Here is an 18,865-nt window from a genome sequence, read left to right as displayed (position 1 = left end):
GTCGGGCTCAGGGGACGATCAGGTTGGATTGGGGGCGGCAAAGCCCGCCGCGCGCATCTCCGCCCAGACCGCGTCGCGCAAATCCGGGGTGATGCGGGCCTGGACATCTGCGGGCAGGATCTTCTTCAGCGCAGGGATCTTCGGCGCGCCGTCCTTGCCGAACTCCTCCGCCGGTAGCGCGCGGATCGCCTCGTCGAGCATCGCGGCGAGCGCGGTGGCGCTCTGCTCATCGAGCGGATCCGGCCGCGCCTCAGAAGCCGCGATCTCTTCGTCCGTGGCCTCCCTGATCTGCAGATGCGGTTCGGCCTCGAGACGGGCCCAGTCGTCCGCGCCGATCTCCTCCCGATCGACCGGGGTGCCGGTGGCCGCAAAGACGCGGCCCGCCCGGCAGAAGGTTGTCTGGTCAGCCATGAGGCCGACCGCGGTGATGATATGCGTGATGCTCATCGGACCCACCCGTTACTGCAGCCACGAGGTCACGATGACCTCGCAGGCGTTGTAATGGGGGTTCGACGCGCCGTTGGCGTCGACCATGGTCTTGAAGAGCCGGTTGGCCGCGCTCTCATTGTCGGGCGAGACGAGGCAGATATTGGGCCGGATCCCCAGCGGGCGCCCGCCATCGGCGGTGAACTTGCGCATCTTCGTGCGCGCCGCCTCGAAGCTGGCCGCCGTCAGATCGGCGCGGCTGCCATAGGCCATTTGCCAGAAGCCGTAGCCCCCATTGCAGCGGTAGCGCGTCCCCCATTCGAAATTGTCGGTCTTGAAGACCTCGTCAGAGGTGGCGGCGTTGGTCTTCTGGACGAACTCGGGCCTGGTGCGCTCCTGGAAGATGAAGGGGCGCAGGGGCTTGGTGGTGTCCAGCAGAACCCAGAGCGGATCGCCCGAGCCCGCGTCGTTATCGTAATTCGACACCGCCGTAACGGCGCCGGTCCCGTCATGGTTCGCAGCCACAGGGTGATCGGTGTCGAAGAAGTTCTGGCCGTCATAACAGAGCGTCGTGGCCCCGGTCATGATGATCTCGGCGATCATACGGTCAGGGTGGTCGGCGGCACTCTGGCCCATGGACGCCATCAGCGGGCTGTAGACCCCGAGGCTGTCATCCTCGATCGCGGTGCGCGGCACACCCACCGTTGCTTCATAGAGCTTGTTGGTGATCTGGTAGCCACTGGCCTTCATGTCCTTGACGACACGGGACCCGATCCACTCGCGCAGCTGCGGCGCGTCGCCCAGCCAGCCATAGGTATTGGAGGTGCTGCCGGAGGGCACAAGGGTGGCGACGCGGTTGAAGAAACTTGCCTCGCGCGCCGCGTTATAGGCGGTCTGGAAATCGCGCCGGTAGACGGTGTTGAGATTGGTGATGAGCCCGGGGGTCAGGATTGCCATGTCGGATCAGCCTTTCTTCTCGGCGGCGAACGCCTCGCGCGCCTGATCTTCGGTCCAGCCATAGGCCGCGGCGATGGCCCGCTGGTCTGTGTTCAGAGCCACACCTCCCGAACCCGCGTCCTTGGCGCGCGGCGTGGCGGGGGTGACGATCTCGGGCAGACCCGCGACCATGGCGGTGAACGTCTCAAGCCCGCCCTCGGTGCGGCAGGCGGCGAGGTGATAGTCGCGGCTGGCGGGCGCGACCTTGCCGGCTTTGATCGCCGCGTCGACGGCGGCGGTGATCGCCTCGTCCGCGCGGGTCTTCTCGGCCGCCTCGAACGCCGCCACGCGGTTCAGCGCGAGCAGGTGATCGGCCCGGGGCACGAACTTCTCCGGATCCGGCACCGCGGCGCGGTTCAGCGCCACCTGCTCGGCCTCCTTGAGTTTGGTGATCGCCACGACCGCATCGGCCGCGCTGGCGTCGGAATTGAGGCCAAGCGCCTCAAGCACCGCCTTGTCCATGGCTGGTGTCTCCTCAGGTTGGGAAGGAAAGGCCCGGTTCAGCGCGACCAGGTCCAGATTGGGATTGTTGGTCAGACCTACCGAGACGAGGCGCCGGATCTGGCGGGCCGCGTCATAGGCAAAGACCGGCGAGCAATGGGCATAGGCGCCGGAGCGCAGAAGCTCCGTGCCGGCCGCGTTCCAGTCGACCTTCGCCCAGAGCCCGGTCTCGCGGCTCTCCAGATCGGTGATAAAGCCCATGGCCGGCGCCGGGTCCCCGACGCCGCCTTTGAGCTGGGTGGAATGCTCGATATCGACCGGCAGCTTGTTGCCGCGCCGCCGGAAGGTCTCGATCACCGCATTGGCGTCGCTGAGGGTCCAGGCGCGCCCGTCAATGCCCCGGATGCCGGGACCCGCCGGGATCACGTTGATCCAGTCGGGCACCCCGCCACCTTCGGCGTTGAGCGCAATGAGTTCGGTGGGATGGATGACCTCGTTCATGAGGCCGTTCTAGCGGGGCGCTTGGCCCCGATCTCCGCCGACAGATGTCGGGGGGCGGTCGGTCTGGCTGCGATCATGCGGGGGGAGACAGGTCGAGGCTAGCGGCTGGTCTGGCCCCTGCCAAGGGGCGACGCGCTCAGAGGCCTCAGAAAGCCCCGCTTTTGCCTCCCGGGACCCGAGACCCCCGAAAATCCATCCCGGCGCCACAGACCCGTTTAACTGGTGTTTAACGGCGAAGTCTGAGGGACACCACCGGGGCGATCCGTCGCCTGCGGGTGGGGCCGGGCCAGATCGGGGGCAAATCCGTTGAAAATCGCTCCCGAAAGGCGCATAATATCCGCGACGCGTTCGAACCAGTCGGAGCGCCAGGCATTTAAAGTCCTGGGAGGGGAATTTCCGTCCCTCCGGACGCGTCACTCCCGAATAAGCCTCCGACCGTCTCATTGAAAATCGCTCCCGAAAGGCGCATAATATCAGTGACGCGCCTGAACCAGACGGACCGCCAGGCATTTAAAGTCCTGGGAGGGTAAGCCTCCGCCCCTCCAGGCGCGTCATTCACGGATCAGCTTCCGGCCATTGTCTTTCACACGGCGCTGCCAGCGCCGCCGGGTCGTCTTGTGCGCCGTCGATAACCAGACCTCACCCGGCAGGATCTTCCACACAACCTCGAACAGCGCCCCTGTCTCATCTGTCACCGGCTGTACCAGCGCTGGCGCGCGGCCTTCGCGCGCCTCATGGTAAAGCGGCCCCTCCGCCAGCCCGTCCGATATCCGACGCATAAGCTCCGGCGTGGCGGGCGTGTCCTTCGTGCCGATCTTCAGCCCATACTCATCGGTGATCTTCGCGAACCGCGCCGTGGTGCCGACCACGTCGCCGATCTCAGGTGGCAGGAGGCCGATCGAGACCTTCGCGCCGGACTGGCCCTTCAGCACCCGCTCGACCATCCAGCTCGACGCCATATCGCGCAGCGCGGCGCGGGCGGTGGCTTCATCGGCGTCAGCGAGTTTGCCATCGAGCAGCTGCTGCATATGCGCCAGACGCATCTGGCCGGGATTGCGGTCAAAGCCCGGATCGATCCCGGCCGGCACATCCCGGACCTCGCCGGTGCGGGTGTTGACCACCTCGCTCGTCGGGATCTGCGGCGGATCGCTGACGCCCAGCGCTTCGGCCCGCGCGCGCGTGATCTGGCGCACCCAGCATTTGCAGCCCCAGCCATTGGGCGGCATCCACGCTGACCAGAACGGATCATCGACCGGCAGAACAAGCCCGGCCCGCGCCGCATGGGCGGGGCGGTGCTCCTCCGAGGGGCCAAGGCGATACTGAAGATAGGGCAGCGCCTCTTTCGTGCGCTCGATCCGCTCCCATTGCCCGGCGGCGCGGGCCGCGCGCAGGTTGGTGCGGTAGATCGTGCGCAGGCGGCGTGGGCTGCCGAGGGTCACCACTTTACTCTCGCCGGTCACCGGATCGGTCTGGCGCGCCTTACCCCACCACTCCTTCAGCCGGTCATTGCCGCGCCAGCTCTTCTGGAAGGTCTCGAAGGTCAGCCCCTCGTCAATGGCGCGCTGGACCTCGGCCTTTGCCGCTTTGAGCAGGTCCAGCTCGGCCATCTTCGCCACGGTGAAGGCCACGGCATGCTCTTCGGGCTCCACATCCTGCCAGCTGAAGGACGGGTGCAGGCCCTTGCCGCGAAAGAACCGCGCCACCTCCGGCGGCGGGCCGGGGGTGAAGCTGTAGTCCGGGCGATCCGGGCGATCCGGATGGTCAGCCATCGCGGACATCCCCGAGGCCGCGGGCCTGGACCATGGCCCTCACCAGCCGGTCGATCAGGGGCGCACTCCGCATCTGCGGCAGCACCTCGCCGAGCCGGGCAATCGCCTCCTCAAAGGACGTGCTGCCAAGGATCACCGCGTCGATGGGATCGGTCAGCGGATCCATCACTCCCTGCCAGTCCTCCGCCTCCTGTCGTTCGATCGCGTCGAGCTCCTCCCACCAGGGCGCGGTCCCGGGCTGGTTCAGGGCGTCCTTCGTCGCAGGCTCGGTCGTCTGAGGCCGGGCCTTGGCCACTGGGCCACCGAACACCTCGTCATCAGCGTCAGGATCGGAGAAGCCGAGCTTGGCTCGCACCTCGGATTGACGGAAGCGGACGCCCAGCGCGGCCAGCCGGGCCACGTTCTGCAACACCATGTCGGTGTCTTCGGCCTCGGCGATCTCGATCAGGAGCTTCGGATAGGTCGCCTGCACCCCGAAGTTCAGATCCACGAAGGGCCGGACCAGATCGCGGTTCAGCGCCGCGGTCACCGCCCTTGCATCGGCCTGGGCGATATCGTGGCGCACCTCATTGTGCACCTCGGCCTGCGCCATGGACGAGCCGTCATCGCTGGTCATGGTCTGGCCGAGCACCGCCTTGGAGATCTGCTCGTCCACATAGCGCCCGAGGTTCTCGAACACCTTGTCGCCGGTCGTGCCTTTGCTCTCGGTGAACTCGATGCGCATGTCATCGGGCAGGATCGCGGCGGCGTCCGAGCCGATATTGGCGACCGCGCGCAACAGCACCTTGCGATCTTCAGGCGTCGCGCTGGGACCATAGCGGCCGAGACGCAGGGGCAGCCCGTAGGTCTCCACGAAGGCCATCCAGTCCTTCAGCGTGTAGGCTTTGCACATCCATGAGAAGGCCACGACCCGCGCGAGCCCGCCCCGGAAGGCCAGACCTGATTTGAGCTGGGCGTCCATGCGGATGAACTTGAACGGCGTGAGCGGAACGCCGCCAACCATGTCCTCCTCATCGATAAGCCGCATCTCGCGCCCGGTCTCCCGGTCATAGGTGACAAAGCGCGGATCGACCCGGACAAACCCGGCAGGCCACCAGCGGCTGCGATCCCGGTGCCAGTCGATCTCGACCAGCGCAAACCCCTTGCCCAGACAATCGAGCAGATCCTCGATCAGCTCGGAAAACCCCTCAGCCTCCGCGATCTGCTCGGTGACGGCCTCGGCGATGGCCTTCTCCTTTGCGCTCTCCCCGGCGGGCACCACGCGGGGCGCCACGCCAGAGACCGCGCGCTTGCGGGTGCCCAGCACCGAGAAGTAATGCGGATCGCGCTCCTCCATCTCTTCGGCGAGCTGCACGAAGGCCCCGAGATCGCCCTGATCACAGGCCTGCAGGATGCCGGCGAGTTTGACCGGGGTCAGGCCCAGCGCGACGGCCTCGGCAAAGGCCGAGCGGATGCCCGTGAGCGACGGCGCGGCCTGCTCTTCGGTGAGCCTGGCGAGCTTTACAGGGCGGCCATAGGGATCGAGCACGGCCATGGGGCGCTCCTTTCTGAAGGTTACCAGATGCCGTCGCGGAGGCCGAAGCCCCCGGTCAGGGCGACGTCGCGGTCAAACTCCGCCAGATCCGGACCGGGCCGGACGGGGGTGTAGGCGTAAGGCTGGGCCCCGGTTTCCGCGCAGCCCACCGCCAGCGCGCAGGCCCAGAACCGGTCCGCATGGCCATCTGTGTCCGTATCGGCCACCAGCCGCCGGATCCCCGTCGCGCCGGTGACCGAGCGGATCGCATGCAGATCGGCCCGCAGAGCCACATCGCCCGCCGGGATCCGCACCCGGCGGTCCTGCATGGCTTCCTTCAGCCCGGTGGCGAGCTCCAGCTTTGACGCGCTCGTGAAGAGCACACCCTGCACCCGTTCGCTGCCATGGCGGCGTTTGGCATCCTCGACGGGCTTCTCGCCCATGCCGGTCTGATCCATCCCGCAGCGGATCACCCGGTAGCGGCGGAACACATCGTCGAGGAGCTGGTCCTGCTCGGCGAAGGTGATGCGCTTGCGGGCGATGATCTCGCGGGTGAAGAGCACCCCGTGGATCTCCTCCAGCACCACGATGACAAAGAGGTCGTTGCGGGTGGCGATATCGACCCCGACATAGCAGGGGCCACCCAGATAGCGGGCCGGATCCCCCAGAGCCGCGCGCTCGCAGGAGGAGATCAGATCATAGTCAAGCCAGGCGGAGGCCGCGTCGAGCCATCTGAGCTCGTATTCCTGCGCCCAGGCATCCTCGTCAGCCATGCCCGCGCGCAGCATGTCGATATCGCGATCGAGCCCTTGTGCGACGGCCTCGTAGATATCGACCACATGGCGCGACCAGACGCTGTCCTCCGAGGTCATCAGCTCGTAGAACTTGTTGCCCTTGCCGTTCGGGGTCGAGATCACCCGCAGCTTTTGCTGGCCCTTGGAGATGACCGGAAAGAGCGCGGCCCAGATCTCGCGGGATTTGGCGTGGAAGGCGAACTCGTCGAGGATCACATTGGCCGAGAAGCCGCGCGCCGTGTCGGGATTGGCGGGCAGCGCGGTGATCCGGCTGCCATTCGGGAACGCGACCTCCAGCGCCTTGTAGACCGCGTCCGGTCCCTTCTCCTGCGGGGCGCGGAACTCGGTCTCCTCAAAACGCGGCTCACCCCCTTTAACCAGGGTGTTATAGACCTCGTAATAAGCCCGGGTGAACGGCTTGATCACCTCGGTCATCATCTCCGCCGCCTGCCGCTCGCCCCGGCTCAGGATCACCCAGCGCGCCCGGCGATCCTCGGCCCAGGCGGTGAAGCAATCATCGGCGCATTCGCCGCCCGTGGAGAAGGTCTTGCCGGTCTGACGCGAGAACATCCCGATCTTGAACCGGCTCTGATCGGAGATCCACGCCTGCTGATAGGGCAGGAAGTTGATGACGGGGGCGAAGGGCGCCGACATCAGCGCGGCTCCCGCATCCGGATCAGATAGGGCTGGCCGCGCCACCAGGCGAAGGTGAGCTCCCAGTCGATCGACACCCGCCGCTCACGGCGTCCGAAGAGGTAGGCAAGCGCCGCCTTCCAGACGGGTCCACGGCGCCAGTGGTGATCGGCCACCAGCACAAGTGCGAGATCTTTCATACGTGCTGCCGTCCGCATCATCCGAACCCCATGATCGCGCGGGCCTTGTCGGCGGCGAGCTTGTCGATCTCACCGGCGGCCACGGCCTCTTCCAGCTTCTCGGATTGCGCGGTGCGTTCGGCCTTCAGGATGCCCGCGCGCAGCTCGCTTGACCGGATCAGGTTATTGAGCGCCGTGGTCAGGTCCTTCATGCCGCGCGGATCGGGCAGCTGATCGGGCTTGGCCATGGTCATCTGCAGGCGCCAGGCGATGGTGGTCAGCTGCTGGAACAGCGCCGAGGTCACGTCCACCTCATCGGCCACGCTGACCTCTTCGAGAAAGGCGCGCATCTCGTCCTGCGCCTTCTCCTGCGCCTCGGCGTAATCCTTGAACTCCTGCCCGTAGGCATGGATCGCCGACTTGCCGATCCGGAGCGTCAGCCCTTCTTCTTCCAGCCGAACGTTCAGCGCCTCCGCGAGCGCCTCATAGCCGCCGAAGCCGCGCGCCCGCAGCTCGTCCTGCAGCCAGACGCGCAGCTCTTTGGGCAACAGATCGACCTTGCGGGGCGGCGGCATGGCTCACACCCCGGGGATGCGGCGGGCGATGCCGGTGTCGAACTGATCGCCATGGGCCACGCGCAGGCCGGAGATCGTGGCCTCGACCACGACGACCTCCTCGCCGGTGATCTTCACATAGCCCCGGGCTTCCAGCCAGCGCAGGTCCTCGACCACGTCGGTATAATAGACGGTGATCCCGTCCGGCGTGCCGTTGATCACGCTGGTCAGGATATCGGCATTCGACTGGTTGTCGCGGGTGGTGTCGAGAAACTGCAGGATGATCGCCCGCCGCAGCGGTTTGACCTTGCGGTCCAGATAGTCACTCATCGCTTGCCTCCTTCGCGCAGGTGATCTTCGTGGCGGTTGAAGCCGTTCTCGAGCCGGACCATGCGCTCGCCCTGGGCTTTGACCATGACGACCAGTTCGCCCAGCGATCCCGACATGCGCGCCAGCTCCAGCTGCAGCGCATGGGTGTCGTCCTTGCCCGGCATGTGATCGAGCCGCTGCTCGACCACGGAGATGCGCTCGTCATGGCGGGCCATGCGCTTCGAGCCCTCCTTGAAGAGCGCGTCCATGTCCTTGCGCCGGTTGGCGATGTAGGAATAGACAATCGCCCCGGCCGACAGGCCGAGGCTGAGGATCTTGATCATCATGTCGGGGTCGAAGGTCACAACGCGCCTCTCATGCAAACAGGGACTTGCCGTCCGGATCAGCGCCCGAAGCGCAGTCGGAAATGCGGCGCCTGACGTTCGAGATAGGCCCAGACACTGAGGCCGAGCGAGGCGAGGATCTGGACCGCCGAGACCGCCTGTTCCCCGGTCGCGAGGATCTCGTCGGGCGTGTCGCCGAGCCCCAGCTGACCGAAGACGGCCAGCAGATCGATGCCGAAGGCCGAGGCGACCATGATCGCCACCGACAGAAGCTGGACCCAGAAGGACGTGGCCCGCCAGGCCGGAAGGTCCGGCAGGCTGCCATTCGGTCCCAGCGTCAGGCGCGATGAGGTGACAAGGTTCGGAGGGGTCATGTGCGGATCTCCTTCAGGATCTCTTGCAGAAGGCGGATGGCGTCGGTGAGGGCTGCAGCCAGCCGGTCAAAGGCCGGCGCGTCGGGTGCGGGAGGGGAAAGCGGTTTGGACGCCCGCCAGACCGCCACCTTGAAACCGGGGCAGCCCTTGGCGGCGTAGTCATTGTGGCCGGTGACCTTGCGGATCGGGAAGCGGCGCTCAAGGTCGGCGATCAGCTTGCGCAGGCTCGCATCCTGCGCGGCGGTGAAGTGATCGGTGAAGCGGTCCGTGGAGGCCGCGCCATGCCCGCCCAGAAGGCAGATCCCGACCGTGCCGGTGTTATGGCCGCGCACATGGGCGCCGGTGCGCTCGATCGGGCGGCCCGGGGCCACGGTGCCGTCCCGGTCGATCAGGACGTGATAGCCGATATCCGACCAGCGCCGTTCTTCCATATGCCAGCGCCGGATCTCGCGCGCCTTGGCGTCAGTGGTCTGCCCCGCCCACCAGTCGGGCCGGGTGGCAGAGGCGTGGATAATGATCTCGGTGATGGGTCGCATGGGCTCGCTCCGGTCTGGAGCTGTCTTGCCATGCGGGAGGGGGGCGATCTCCGCCGACAGATGTCGGGGGGATCAGAACTCCATGTCGATCTGACGGTCGTCGCGGATCTCGCTGGCGAAACGCTCGACCGTTCTCATGTGCAAGTCAAGAGCGAGGGCCACGTCCCGGATCGACCGGCCTTCGCGCAGCATCCGCTTGGCCTGCCGCCGCCGCCCGCCGCTGCCCCGGCAATGGCCGGTGGGCAGCTGCAGACGACCCGGACCAAACCCCTCTATCAGCCGCCCGACCCCGTCCGCGCCGATGATCTCCGACAGGCTGGATCCCGTCGGGCGCTGCGGGATCTCGATCCGCGTGCCGCCGCGCAGGGAGAGAAGCCGGGTGGCGGCAATCTCGCCGAGGCAGTCGATGAGCTGGTCTGCGGTGGTCATGGCTGGTGCCTGCGCATTGTGCGGCGGTCGATCACCGTCGTGATGGTGGGCTGATCGGCGTCATAGCCGATCTTGTAGGTGAAGCGGTCGATGATCACGCCGGTCGCGCCGGGCAAGGGGTGCTCGACGGTGACCTTGCGCCGGATCTCGCGGCGCACCGCTTCCACATCGAGCCCCATCACCAGCTCCATATGACGGACAAGGGCGTGATCCGAGATATGCACCTGCATCCTGCTCATCGCGTCAACTCCACACCTGCGCGCGCGCACCAGTCCTTCAGCGCGTTGATCACCTGCGAGATCTGGCCGGCATCGCGCAGCGCATCCACATCGATCGGCACCGACTGCCAGACGCCCTCGTAGCGGCTGCGGATAAACGCATTGAGCCCCGCCCGGCTCGGATCGCGCAGCGCGCCCGCCTGTCCGAGCAGGGTCCAGAGCTTGTGGACCAGCCGCAGATCGGCCCGGGGCGCGGGTTTGTACCGGCCCTTGTTGCGGGGCGCGCTGCCGCCATCCCAGCCGCGCGCCTTGAGGTGCCGCACCACCGCCTGCAGATCGGCCTCGTCCATGTCGCGCATGGACGCCTTGCCGCAGGCCACAAGCTGGAGGTCATGCCGGGCGTCACTGTCGAGGCCAAGCTCCCGGCACGCCACATGGATCTGGCGCTGGAGACTGCGGGCGGTCATGGCGGGTGTCCTTTCTATTCGGGTTGGCCGTTCAGGCGAGCCATTGCGGCTCTCATGCGGCCGTGTTCTTCGCGGATGATCCTGTTGATCGTGGTCTCGCCGAGATCCGAGGCTTTGACCTCCGCCATCAGCTCATCTGTCTCCAGATGCGTCGCCAGCTGTCGCTCGGTCTCCCGGATCAGGAGCGCCCGGAGCCGCTGGCGGAACGCTTCGGAGTGCATGGCTCACACGGCGGCCAGATCGAGGGCGATGGGCTGCCGGGCGCCATTGGACGGGTTGATCTCGTAAAACCGCAGATAGGTCTTCGAGCTCGTCACCCGGACGGCATCGGAGATCGCATCCATGGCGCGCTGCCAGTCGGTGTCCGTGATATCGAGACGCCGAAGACCCAGAACCCGACCGGTATCGATCCGGCCTTCCTTGTTGACCTGAAAGGCGTGGTTGATCAGCGCGCGGATGTTGTCATTGGCGCCTTCAGACCAGCGCTCAACGCACGTGTCGATCAGTTCCTTTGCCGCCTGCAGTTCCGCTCCGAAGCTGAGATTGTCCGAAACGGAGACTTGCATCTCCAGCTTGCCGTCAAAGCTGCGCAGGGTCATGTTGCCCTTAGCGCCGCCTTTATTGGCACCGTATTTTTCGGCGATCAGCGCACGGAACGCATCCGCCTCGCCCAGAGCAGCGCCTTTGAACTCCGCCAAAGTGTTATGCAGCGCCCGGGCCGAACCGGCCAGCCGGTGGACCAGCTCATCCTCGAGCTTGTGCTCAGGCTTGACCTTCGCCTCGGGGACCAGGTTGCCCTGGGCGTCTTCCATATATCCTTCGGGGATCATGACATCTCTCCTTCGCCCTGTGCAGCGAGCTGGTTCTCCAGCCGCTTTGTGTAAATCAGCATCGCGGTGATCGTGCGGACCATGGCGCGCGCCTCATGCAGGGTGATCTGCGTGGCGCCGCGGTCGCCCTGATCGATGACCCGGCGCATGGCGCGCGCGGTCAGACCGGTCGTCTCCTCGTCCAGAAGGTCACTCATGCGTGGCCCCTCCCTTTTGGTTATGGCTGCACGCCCGGCAGGCCCGGAACATGCGCGCATTGAGATTGTTGGAGGCGCGCAGGCGTTTGCTCTTGCGCCGCCAGTCGCGGCAGGTCGGTGTGCCGATCTCGCCAAGGATCGGACAGGCGACGACGGCGCGCTCGAACACGCCGCGCCACGCCGCCTCAAGGGTGGCAAGATTGCCGCGATAGGTCCCGGACAAGGCGCAGGAGACGGTCGCGGCGGAATAGCCCAGTTTGCGGGCCACCGCATTCTGGCTTGTCTCGGCGCAGGCCCGGGCCAGCGCCTCGATCCAGTCGGGCATGTCCTCGCCCCAGGCGGCGCGGGCCTTGGCCAGATGGTCGACCGGGGTCATCGCTGCACCCTCCGCTCCATCACCTGAAACGTCTCCTCATTGGGATCGAAGAGGACGGGCGCGCGGATCACGCGGGGCGGAAACGGACCACGCCGCCCCCGCAGGACATAGGTCGGCAGGCGTCCGCCCGCGCGCCCCTTGACCGCGACGTCCAGATATCCGGCCTCGGCGAGATCCGAGCAGTATTTGCGGACCTGCTTGAGATCGATCGGCAGCCGCTCGGTGTTGACCACGAGCTGCAGCTCATCGGGCCGGAACCGGCGGGCCCGGCGCATCTCCTGCCACATGACATATTCTGGCCGCGCGCGCTCCCGGGCATAGAGGCTGGAGCTTTCCAGCGCCTGCTCCCGCAGCCGCCAGACTGCCGTCTGGCCATCCTGCCGCACGGTCTCGATCACCCCGGCCGAGGACCACTCCCGGATGACCTTGCGCGCCCATTCGGCGCTGACCGCCAGCTCTGCCACCAGATCGAAGCTGGTAAATTCCGGCCGCTCTTCCACATAGCGCAGGGCGCGCTCACGCAATTCGCCTGCCAGCGCCGTCTTGTGGCCCCCGGATCCCCTGATAGCCTCAGCGCTCATCGCTGCGCCCCCCGGGCCAGAGGCGTGTCGCCCTTGTAGAAGTCGCGCCCCACCCAGTCCGCGAGCGTGACCCGCCCGGTGCCGATCACCCGGCTCAGCTCGTGGATCGCGTCGAGATTGACGACGATGCGCCGGGCCGAGCCGTTGCTGGCGGCTTTGCATTTGACCTCCAGCTCCGGGTCGATCTCCACATCCGGGCAGCGCAGCTCCTTCAGGAGCTCAAAATCCTGATCATCGGCATATTCGGCGGCCACGAAGCTCAGCACCCGGCTGTGGACCTTCTCCCAGCGCCGCAGTTTCTGGGGCATCAGCTCCTCGCCGATCAGGATCATCGGCGTGTCCGAGCTCTCGTAGATGTCGCGGACGACCTCGATCAGCTTGTTCTTCACGAGGAAGTCGGCCTCATCGATGAGGATCGTCACATCCTCAGCCAGCACCGCCTCGGCGATCCGGTCGACCATATCGGCCACCGTCAGCCGGGCCGCCATCTGCAGGCCCAGCTCCTCCATGATCGCTTCACACAGCCGCTTGGCGGCCCAGACTGATTTCATCTGAACGTGGATCGCGTTGGTGGCGTTGGCGCAGTAGGAGGCCGCCATGCTCTTGCCGAGCCCCGGGAACCCGTAGAACACGCCGAGACCCGGCGCGCCGGGGCGGCGGTTTTGCAGCCGGTCCACGAGCGCCAGAAACCGGCTCACGTTGCGCAATGTGGCTATGGTTGTTCCATCTGCCATTTGTTGTTACCTTTCCTTCGTCTGCTCAGACACCGGCGTCGCGGGCGGCCACCCGCGCGCCACCTATCTCTCTCCACGCGACCGCGATTGATCCGCGATCATCTTCTGCGCCCGGTAGTCCGGATGCGTCTGGTAGGCGCGCAGCCACCGCGCCTGATCCTCTGTCAGCGCCTCGCCGCGCGCCTGGCGCGCTTCGAGCATCCGGGCCTCGGCGAAGAGCTCCCGCTCGTCGGCCACCCGGCGCTCGGGGCGCCGCGCGCCGATGGAGGTGACGATCTCCTCGATGGGACGTTCCTCCTCGGCCGTGCGCGGTTTGGGTTTCGCCATGCGGTTGCCCGGCGGGACCATCTGCACGACTTGCCGCTCTGGCTTCTCAGGCGGCGGGGGCAGCGACGCGGTCGCTCGCTCTGCCAGTTCGGCGGCGCTGAGCTGGCGCTGGGCCTTGAGCATGTCGCGGGTCGCCCGGGCAAAGGTCTTGCGGGCCCGCTGGATGGTCTTTGCCCCGTGGACGTCGAAGAAGCCGACCGCCTCCTGACACTCCGCATGGCCGAGATACCGGCCCGACAGGTCGTAAATGTGCAGCCCGTTCCACAAGGCCCGGTCGTCAAAGCGGGCAATCACCCGCGCGCCGAGATGCGCGTGCAGGAACTCGCTGAAATACGCATTGCCCATGAACTGGATGCGCCCGTGGGTTTTGCTGACCGTCACGCCGGTCGCCGCCAGCAGCAGCATGCGGCGCTGCTCCTCTGTCACCCGGCGGATCGGGGCGGTCTGATAACTCTCGTTGAACACGTCATCAAAGGAGCGGTTATATGCCACCTGAGACCGGCGATCGGGCCGGGCATTGTGCGCGACGATCTCCTGCGCCACCAGCGCCTCGAAGGCCTCCTGCTCAACGACCCGCGCGCCCCAGTTCTCGGGCTTGGCGTCGGGTTTGTTGCCCGTGTAGGCGCCCTCGCAGGCCGGGTGTCGGGCGATCCGGTCACACAGATCGCGAAAGGCGCGCTCGATGGGTTTCGACTGGCCGCTATAGGGCGTGGCCCAATGCACCTGACAGCCCAGCGCCGTCAGGATCCCGTCCACGTCATCCTCTTTGACCTTGAAGCGGAACCGGGTCTTCGTCCCGCCGGTGATGGCTTTCGCGGCGAACTCCCGGCCATTGTCGAGAAGCACCTGCTCCGGAATGCCCCACTCCTCGATCAGATCGCCGAGGCAGAGCTGCACGGTCTGGCTGTTGGCACTGTAGCTCAGCCGCCAGGCGAGGATTTTGCCCGAAGCCAGATCCTGAAACGCCACCATCTGCGGGCGCAGGACCGTCAGCCCCTCGGGCGTCTGCATCCGCACGAACACATCGAACCGGTGGTAATCGCCGTTGATGGCTTGCAGGGCATGCAGATCCGAGCGGTCCCGGATCTGGGGCGGATAGAGCGCCTTGAGCGCATCGGCCCCTTTCCGGGCCAGCGTCTCGACCGCCTTCGAGGTGGTCGCCTGATACCAGCGCCGCGCCGTGTGCAAGGGCGGCACCTCGACACCTGCTGTCGTGGCCCAGTCTTTCGCCCGGTCATAACTGGACCGGAAAGAGGGCTGCCCCGAGCGCAGGTAGTCGCTCTTCAGGTGCTGGCCGAACTCCGGGTCGACGGTGGTGGGTTTGCGCGCCGCCGCCCCATGCTGCGGGGCCAGATAGGCCAGCCAGTCATCGCGCCGCACCTCCTTGACCAAAGCAAACCAGTTCCAGATCGTCCGCGTGGAGATGGCGTTTGCGTCCGAGAGCGCCTTGACGGCTTCCTCCCGGGTCAGCCCGCCCAGCTCCAGCTTCTCCACGGTCTGCAGGATCTCCAGCCGCCGCGCGGCGGTCAGTTTCGCCTTGTCGCCCAGCGCCTCGAAAATCGCCCAGACGCTCTCCCGATCGGGTCGGTCGCCCGGCTCAGCGGCAGGGGCCGTCGTCTTGACCGTCTGCGCCAGAAGCCGCGCCCGCGCCTCGGGCGGCAGGAGTGTCCAGTGATACTCCCGGCCGCCGCCGCGACCCGCTCTCCGGCGGACCTTGCCGGTCATTCCGTCCCAGCCGGTGCGCCGGATATAATCCGCAATCCGCCGCTTGCTGGCCGGAAGGCCCGGCAGGTTGGCACAGGCCAGCTCGGCCGCGCTCCACCAGAGATGGTCGGGCTGGTCAGTCATCGCTGCCCCCTCCGGCTTGCGCCTCTGCCACCAGCCGGGCCAGTTCCGTCAGCTCCTGCGCCACGAACCGGCGCTTTGCCCGCATGCCCGCCCGACGCCAGTTGCCCGCCAGCTTGCGGAACATGATGTCATCCGGGGTCTCGATCATCGCGCCCAGCGCTTCCGCCTTCATGGCGTTCAGCGCATCGCTGGCGTTCTTCGCCTCGCCGACGGCCATCCGGCGGATCACCTCGGCCCGCCTGTCGTCATCCGGGATGCCACCGATGGTCTGCAGATCGGCCAGCGTCACCGGGCGCGGCGCCTGCCGCAAATGCCGCGCTTCGTCAGACGTGATCCGCGCGCCCGCCGACACCATCCGCCGCACATGGCGCTCCGAGAGACCGAATTTCTCGGCGGTGGTGGTCGCGAAAGCTGCAACGGACATCATGTCCGTTGCACAATTTTTGTGCAAAGCTCCGGCCACACCGGCCCGCGTCTCTGGGAACTCCTCCTCATAGAGCCGCTTGCGCTCGGCGAGGAACACGGCGTTATCGAGCGGTGTGAGCTCGGCCGAGGCGAGGTTGTCGTCGATCTCCATCAGCCGGGCGAAAGCGTCGTTGCAGGTCCAGAGCGTCGCCGGGACCTCGTCCCAGCCCAGCCGCTTCGCTGCCTCCAGCCGGTGCGCCCCGGCCATCAGCACCAGCCGGTTCTCCTGGTGGCGCACCTTGCGCACATGGATCGGGTCTTTCATCACCCCCAGATCCCGGATCGACGCCATGATCGCCTCGACCCCGGCCTCGCTGGTGTCGCGCAGCCGGTCCTCAACATGGATGCCCTCCACCGGGAGCGCGGTGACGGATTTGATCTGCTCAGCGGCCATCGGTGACCTCGCTCTCAGCAGGCCAGCCGGACAGTTCCGTGTCCCCGCTCAACGGCTCGCGGATCAATACATAAGGCCACGGCTCACCCCGGGCGTTTAAGGCCACCCGCTTCATGGCAGCGGCCTGATCGGCGGTTCCGGACCATGCCCAGACCCGGCGGGGCGTGGTGCCACGACCCGACATGTGAAGGTAGCGGCCCGTCACCGGGTCGCGCAGAAGCTGGCGCGTGCCGGATGTGCGAAAGTCCGCGAAAAATCCTGTCGAGGGCATCATATGAGAGCCTCCACCACGATAAGCCCCGTCAGCAGGGCGCCCAGCAGGAGGCCGGCGACGAAGATCAGCGCGTGGACAACGGTCCCATCGGTCCTGTCACCATCGGTGCGGTTCGGGGTGCACGCCATCACGGTCGCCCCCCGTAGGTCGCCGCCATCATATCGCGCAGGTCCTGCGTCAGATCGCGGGCGGCCATCTCCGCCCAGGCGTTGACCGCCGCGCCGGTCGCCTCGTCAAAGGTCTGGTGCATCCCGGCATCGTCCAGACCGCTCGCGTGTTGCAGCCGCAGGGCCATCATGCGCGTCAACGCGGTGTCGAGCTGATCAAACAGATCGAGCGGATCGGCGGATTGGTAAAAGGTCATTGAAACCCCCATTCAAGAGCCAGTGAACCCAGCAGGATCGCGCAGAGGCACAGGAGCCCCAGCGCATCCACGAGGATCGAAAAGGCCCGGCCGGGCTCCTCGTTCGGGAGATCCTCCCGGCCGGGCAGGTGACGGGCGGTGACGGAGCTGAACCGCACCACCCGCGAGGCAACAAAACGGCGCATCAGTAGCGCCCCGTCGGCTGAGCCAGATCATGTGCGGCGTAAGCGGCATTCTCTTTGATCCGCCGCAGCACGATGGCGCTGGCAGGCTCCTGCGCGCCAATCACCCACTCCTGCGCCAGACGCAGACGCTCGGCCTCGGTCAGGCTGGAGGAGACAGCGCGCAGCTGCTCCAGCAGCGGGCGCTCGTGCGGTGTGGGGGCTGGGAAATTACTCATCACACTGATCCTTTTGCTCTGAAAGACGGAGCACACCGCAGGGCCATTCCAAGTCCGGTGGCCAGCGCTTGGAGAACCAAGAAATGACGTGGTTAGCGCGGCGGACAGTGCAGGTTTTTTGCGCCCTGAGACCGACAAAAAAGCTGCCGTCATCAACGACATACCGTCCAAGTGTTGTGAGTTTTAATCCACGGTGCTCGCTATAGGCAGTTGCCAGCTTCACCAGATCTTCTTCAGTCATTGACATACCCGATATATTTACCAAACATTATTATGGTATTTATATCATTCGTCAACGGGTTTGTTTTTGGTTAGTTTACCATGATGGGCATTGCAGAAGATTTCCGAAGTGCTTTGGAAGCGCGCCTAGTGGCGCTTGATCTAAAGCCTAGTGCAGCTGAGCAGCGTTTCGGCTTGAAAGAAGGCACAATTAGGAATGTGCTGAGACTTGATGCTCAGAAGGGTCTAGCGCGTCGGCCAAGGATAGACACGGTCGCGGAGATAATCGACGCGCTCGGTCTTGATTTCACTATCGGTCCGCCACGCGAAACCACCCCGCCCCCCGATCTCGCGGGAGACGAGCCAGACTTTGCGACCGTCGTTCGCAGTGATGCTCAGGCTGAGGGTGGGGACGGCTTTATCAATCTCGATGAAGCGCCGGTGATCGACCGTCTCGCCTTCTCAAGGAAGTGGCTTTCTCAAAACGGGATCAACCCGGCGAGATGCGTACTGATCGGGGTGAAGGGCGCCAGCATGGAGCCCAGCATTTACGAGGGCGACCTGATCATGATCGACCGCGCTCGGCGCGAGATCCGCAATGGGCGGATCTATGGGTTCAATGATCCGGATAAAGGTACACGACTGAAGCGGCTCGAAGTAATCCCAGGAGCTGCGATCGTGATTAAGTCCGACAACCCAGATCAGCAAAAATACCCTCTCGAATACGCGACGGGCGAGCGGATGAACGCCATCTCACAGGGCATTGTAGGGCAGGTTGTATGGTCAGGGCATAAATGGACATGAAGTTCCCGCGACAGCGTATCGAGCGCCTACCGGAAGACACGTATAAAATATCGTGCGACAATCCTGATCATCCGCCCGAATACCGAACCGGCCCCGAGCTCGCCGACCTTCAGGTCGTGGGCAAAGTGCTCTGGTGGGGACATCGGGCAAGGGAGTGAATTGCATCATCATGATAGCGATCATCGCATCCATGGTGGTCGACGGTGATACCGTCAGGGGAGACATGGGAAATGTCAGGTTGACCGGTGTCGGAGATCAACCCTTTGACGCACCAGAAACGTGGCGGCCTGAGTGTCGCGAGGAGGCCAAGTTGGGCGCGCGGGCCACTGCGATCGTCAGAGCGTCCATGCCGGGAAAGTTGTGTATCATCGGGAGAGGAAATGGTGGGTATGGTCGAGATTTGGGGATCCTCTATACCTTCGATGGGCGCGACATAGCCGAGGTTCTTCGAGATCGTCGCTTGGCCAAATCGGGTAAGACGGCAAAGTGGTGCGGCTAGGCGCGGCGGAAACCAGTCGTTTGCTGCCATGCTGCAAGATTTTAGGAGAACTGACGCAGCGCCCCTTTTT

The 18,865-nt window shown here is 65.7% G+C and carries 30 protein-coding genes; 1 reads left to right on the top strand and 29 read right to left on the bottom strand.

Annotated features, from left to right (window positions below; genetic code table 11):
• Positions 1–18: 18 nt before the first annotated feature.
• The 29 genes from FEV53_RS12090 to FEV53_RS11955 form a co-directional block, all read right to left on the bottom strand.
• Positions 19–447 (bottom strand): hypothetical protein, encoded by a 429-nt coding sequence (locus tag FEV53_RS12090; RefSeq protein ID WP_142835061.1) that lies wholly within the window; start codon positions 445–447, stop codon positions 19–21.
• A gap of 12 nt (positions 448–459) precedes the next feature.
• On the bottom strand, positions 460–1,383 hold the full coding sequence (locus FEV53_RS12085) for a Mu-like prophage major head subunit gpT family protein (protein ID WP_142835060.1): 924 nt from the start codon (positions 1,381–1,383) through the stop codon (positions 460–462).
• Between the two features lie 6 nt (positions 1,384–1,389).
• The gene (locus tag FEV53_RS12080; RefSeq protein ID WP_142835059.1) at positions 1,390–2,364 is read right to left on the bottom strand and encodes a phage protease; all 975 of its coding nucleotides are present in this window, start codon (positions 2,362–2,364) and stop codon (positions 1,390–1,392) included.
• 551 nt (positions 2,365–2,915) lie between these two features.
• A complete protein-coding gene (locus tag FEV53_RS12075) occupies positions 2,916–4,133 on the bottom strand; it encodes a phage head morphogenesis protein (RefSeq protein ID WP_142835058.1) in 1,218 nt (405 codons plus the stop codon).
• Entirely contained in the window at positions 4,126–5,667 is a 1,542-nt protein-coding gene (locus FEV53_RS12070) for a DUF935 domain-containing protein (RefSeq protein ID WP_142835057.1), read from the bottom strand. Before FEV53_RS12070 ends, FEV53_RS12075 begins: the two co-directional genes overlap by 8 nt.
• A 20-nt stretch (positions 5,668–5,687) precedes the next feature.
• Complete coding sequence (locus tag FEV53_RS12065) at positions 5,688–7,094, bottom strand: terminase large subunit domain-containing protein (RefSeq protein ID WP_142835056.1); 1,407 nt, start codon at positions 7,092–7,094, stop codon at positions 5,688–5,690.
• Complete coding sequence (locus tag FEV53_RS12060; protein ID WP_142835055.1) at positions 7,094–7,273, bottom strand: hypothetical protein; 180 nt, start codon at positions 7,271–7,273, stop codon at positions 7,094–7,096. The genes FEV53_RS12065 and FEV53_RS12060 overlap by 1 nt, the downstream gene beginning before the upstream one ends.
• 17 nt (positions 7,274–7,290) lie before the next feature.
• The gene (locus tag FEV53_RS12055; protein WP_142835054.1) at positions 7,291–7,827 is read right to left on the bottom strand and encodes a phage protein Gp27 family protein; all 537 of its coding nucleotides are present in this window, start codon (positions 7,825–7,827) and stop codon (positions 7,291–7,293) included.
• 3 nt (positions 7,828–7,830) lie between these two features.
• Complete coding sequence (locus tag FEV53_RS12050; RefSeq protein ID WP_142835053.1) at positions 7,831–8,136, bottom strand: hypothetical protein; 306 nt, start codon at positions 8,134–8,136, stop codon at positions 7,831–7,833.
• The gene (locus FEV53_RS12045; RefSeq protein ID WP_142835052.1) at positions 8,133–8,480 is read right to left on the bottom strand and encodes a DUF2730 family protein; all 348 of its coding nucleotides are present in this window, start codon (positions 8,478–8,480) and stop codon (positions 8,133–8,135) included. The genes FEV53_RS12050 and FEV53_RS12045 overlap by 4 nt, the downstream gene beginning before the upstream one ends.
• Before the next feature lie 38 nt (positions 8,481–8,518).
• On the bottom strand, positions 8,519–8,833 hold the full coding sequence (locus tag FEV53_RS12040) for a hypothetical protein (RefSeq protein ID WP_142835051.1): 315 nt from the start codon (positions 8,831–8,833) through the stop codon (positions 8,519–8,521).
• Positions 8,830–9,369, bottom strand: coding sequence for an N-acetylmuramoyl-L-alanine amidase (locus FEV53_RS12035; RefSeq protein WP_142835050.1), 540 nt, complete (start codon positions 9,367–9,369; stop codon positions 8,830–8,832). Before FEV53_RS12035 ends, FEV53_RS12040 begins: the two co-directional genes overlap by 4 nt.
• 72 nt (positions 9,370–9,441) lie before the next feature.
• Positions 9,442–9,798 carry a hypothetical protein gene (locus FEV53_RS12030; RefSeq protein ID WP_142835049.1) on the bottom strand — a complete coding sequence of 119 codons (357 nt, stop codon included), beginning with the start codon at positions 9,796–9,798 and terminating at the stop codon, positions 9,442–9,444.
• Positions 9,795–10,037, bottom strand: a complete 243-nt coding sequence (locus FEV53_RS12025; protein WP_142835048.1) for a hypothetical protein — start codon at positions 10,035–10,037, stop codon at positions 9,795–9,797. The genes FEV53_RS12030 and FEV53_RS12025 overlap by 4 nt, the downstream gene beginning before the upstream one ends.
• Entirely contained in the window at positions 10,034–10,483 is a 450-nt protein-coding gene (locus tag FEV53_RS12020) for a gp16 family protein (RefSeq protein WP_142835047.1), read from the bottom strand. The genes FEV53_RS12025 and FEV53_RS12020 overlap by 4 nt, the downstream gene beginning before the upstream one ends.
• Positions 10,484–10,497: 14 nt before the next feature.
• Entirely contained in the window at positions 10,498–10,704 is a 207-nt protein-coding gene (locus tag FEV53_RS12015; RefSeq protein WP_142835046.1) for a hypothetical protein, read from the bottom strand.
• A 3-nt stretch (positions 10,705–10,707) separates the two neighbouring features.
• On the bottom strand, positions 10,708–11,313 hold the full coding sequence (locus FEV53_RS12010) for a DUF3164 family protein (RefSeq protein ID WP_142835045.1): 606 nt from the start codon (positions 11,311–11,313) through the stop codon (positions 10,708–10,710).
• Positions 11,310–11,510, bottom strand: coding sequence for a hypothetical protein (locus FEV53_RS12005; RefSeq protein WP_142835044.1), 201 nt, complete (start codon positions 11,508–11,510; stop codon positions 11,310–11,312). The genes FEV53_RS12010 and FEV53_RS12005 overlap by 4 nt, the downstream gene beginning before the upstream one ends.
• Entirely contained in the window at positions 11,503–11,886 is a 384-nt protein-coding gene (locus tag FEV53_RS12000) for a hypothetical protein (protein ID WP_142835043.1), read from the bottom strand. Before FEV53_RS12000 ends, FEV53_RS12005 begins: the two co-directional genes overlap by 8 nt.
• The gene (locus tag FEV53_RS11995) at positions 11,883–12,467 is read right to left on the bottom strand and encodes a hypothetical protein (protein WP_142835042.1); all 585 of its coding nucleotides are present in this window, start codon (positions 12,465–12,467) and stop codon (positions 11,883–11,885) included. The genes FEV53_RS12000 and FEV53_RS11995 overlap by 4 nt, the downstream gene beginning before the upstream one ends.
• Positions 12,464–13,201, bottom strand: coding sequence for an AAA family ATPase (locus tag FEV53_RS11990; protein WP_142835041.1), 738 nt, complete (start codon positions 13,199–13,201; stop codon positions 12,464–12,466). Before FEV53_RS11990 ends, FEV53_RS11995 begins: the two co-directional genes overlap by 4 nt.
• A 63-nt stretch (positions 13,202–13,264) precedes the next feature.
• Positions 13,265–15,376, bottom strand: coding sequence for a transposase domain-containing protein (locus tag FEV53_RS11985; RefSeq protein ID WP_142835040.1), 2,112 nt, complete (start codon positions 15,374–15,376; stop codon positions 13,265–13,267).
• Positions 15,369–16,235, bottom strand: coding sequence for a ParB/RepB/Spo0J family partition protein (locus FEV53_RS11980; RefSeq protein WP_142835039.1), 867 nt, complete (start codon positions 16,233–16,235; stop codon positions 15,369–15,371). Before FEV53_RS11980 ends, FEV53_RS11985 begins: the two co-directional genes overlap by 8 nt.
• Positions 16,225–16,509, bottom strand: coding sequence for a hypothetical protein (locus tag FEV53_RS11975; RefSeq protein ID WP_142835038.1), 285 nt, complete (start codon positions 16,507–16,509; stop codon positions 16,225–16,227). The genes FEV53_RS11980 and FEV53_RS11975 overlap by 11 nt, the downstream gene beginning before the upstream one ends.
• Positions 16,506–16,637 carry a hypothetical protein gene (locus FEV53_RS21895; protein WP_281283485.1) on the bottom strand — a complete coding sequence of 44 codons (132 nt, stop codon included), beginning with the start codon at positions 16,635–16,637 and terminating at the stop codon, positions 16,506–16,508. Before FEV53_RS21895 ends, FEV53_RS11975 begins: the two co-directional genes overlap by 4 nt.
• Positions 16,637–16,873: a hypothetical protein gene (locus tag FEV53_RS11970; RefSeq protein ID WP_142835037.1), complete on the bottom strand. Its 237-nt coding sequence runs from the start codon at positions 16,871–16,873 to the stop codon at positions 16,637–16,639. Before FEV53_RS11970 ends, FEV53_RS21895 begins: the two co-directional genes overlap by 1 nt.
• Positions 16,870–17,058 (bottom strand): hypothetical protein, encoded by a 189-nt coding sequence (locus tag FEV53_RS11965; protein ID WP_142835036.1) that lies wholly within the window; start codon positions 17,056–17,058, stop codon positions 16,870–16,872. Before FEV53_RS11965 ends, FEV53_RS11970 begins: the two co-directional genes overlap by 4 nt.
• Entirely contained in the window at positions 17,058–17,273 is a 216-nt protein-coding gene (locus FEV53_RS11960) for a hypothetical protein (RefSeq protein WP_142835035.1), read from the bottom strand. Before FEV53_RS11960 ends, FEV53_RS11965 begins: the two co-directional genes overlap by 1 nt.
• On the bottom strand, positions 17,266–17,514 hold the full coding sequence (locus FEV53_RS11955; protein WP_142835034.1) for a hypothetical protein: 249 nt from the start codon (positions 17,512–17,514) through the stop codon (positions 17,266–17,268). The genes FEV53_RS11960 and FEV53_RS11955 overlap by 8 nt, the downstream gene beginning before the upstream one ends.
• 80 nt (positions 17,515–17,594) lie before the next feature.
• Between FEV53_RS11955 and FEV53_RS11950 the strand changes: the two genes are divergently transcribed.
• A complete protein-coding gene (locus tag FEV53_RS11950; protein WP_142835033.1) occupies positions 17,595–18,296 on the top strand; it encodes a S24 family peptidase in 702 nt (233 codons plus the stop codon).
• Positions 18,297–18,865 lie beyond the last annotated feature (569 nt).

This window comes from Palleronia caenipelagi (assembly GCF_007004065.1).
GTDB lineage: Bacteria > Pseudomonadota > Alphaproteobacteria > Rhodobacterales > Rhodobacteraceae > Palleronia > Palleronia caenipelagi.
This window is presented reverse-complemented; position numbering and strand designations above follow the sequence as displayed.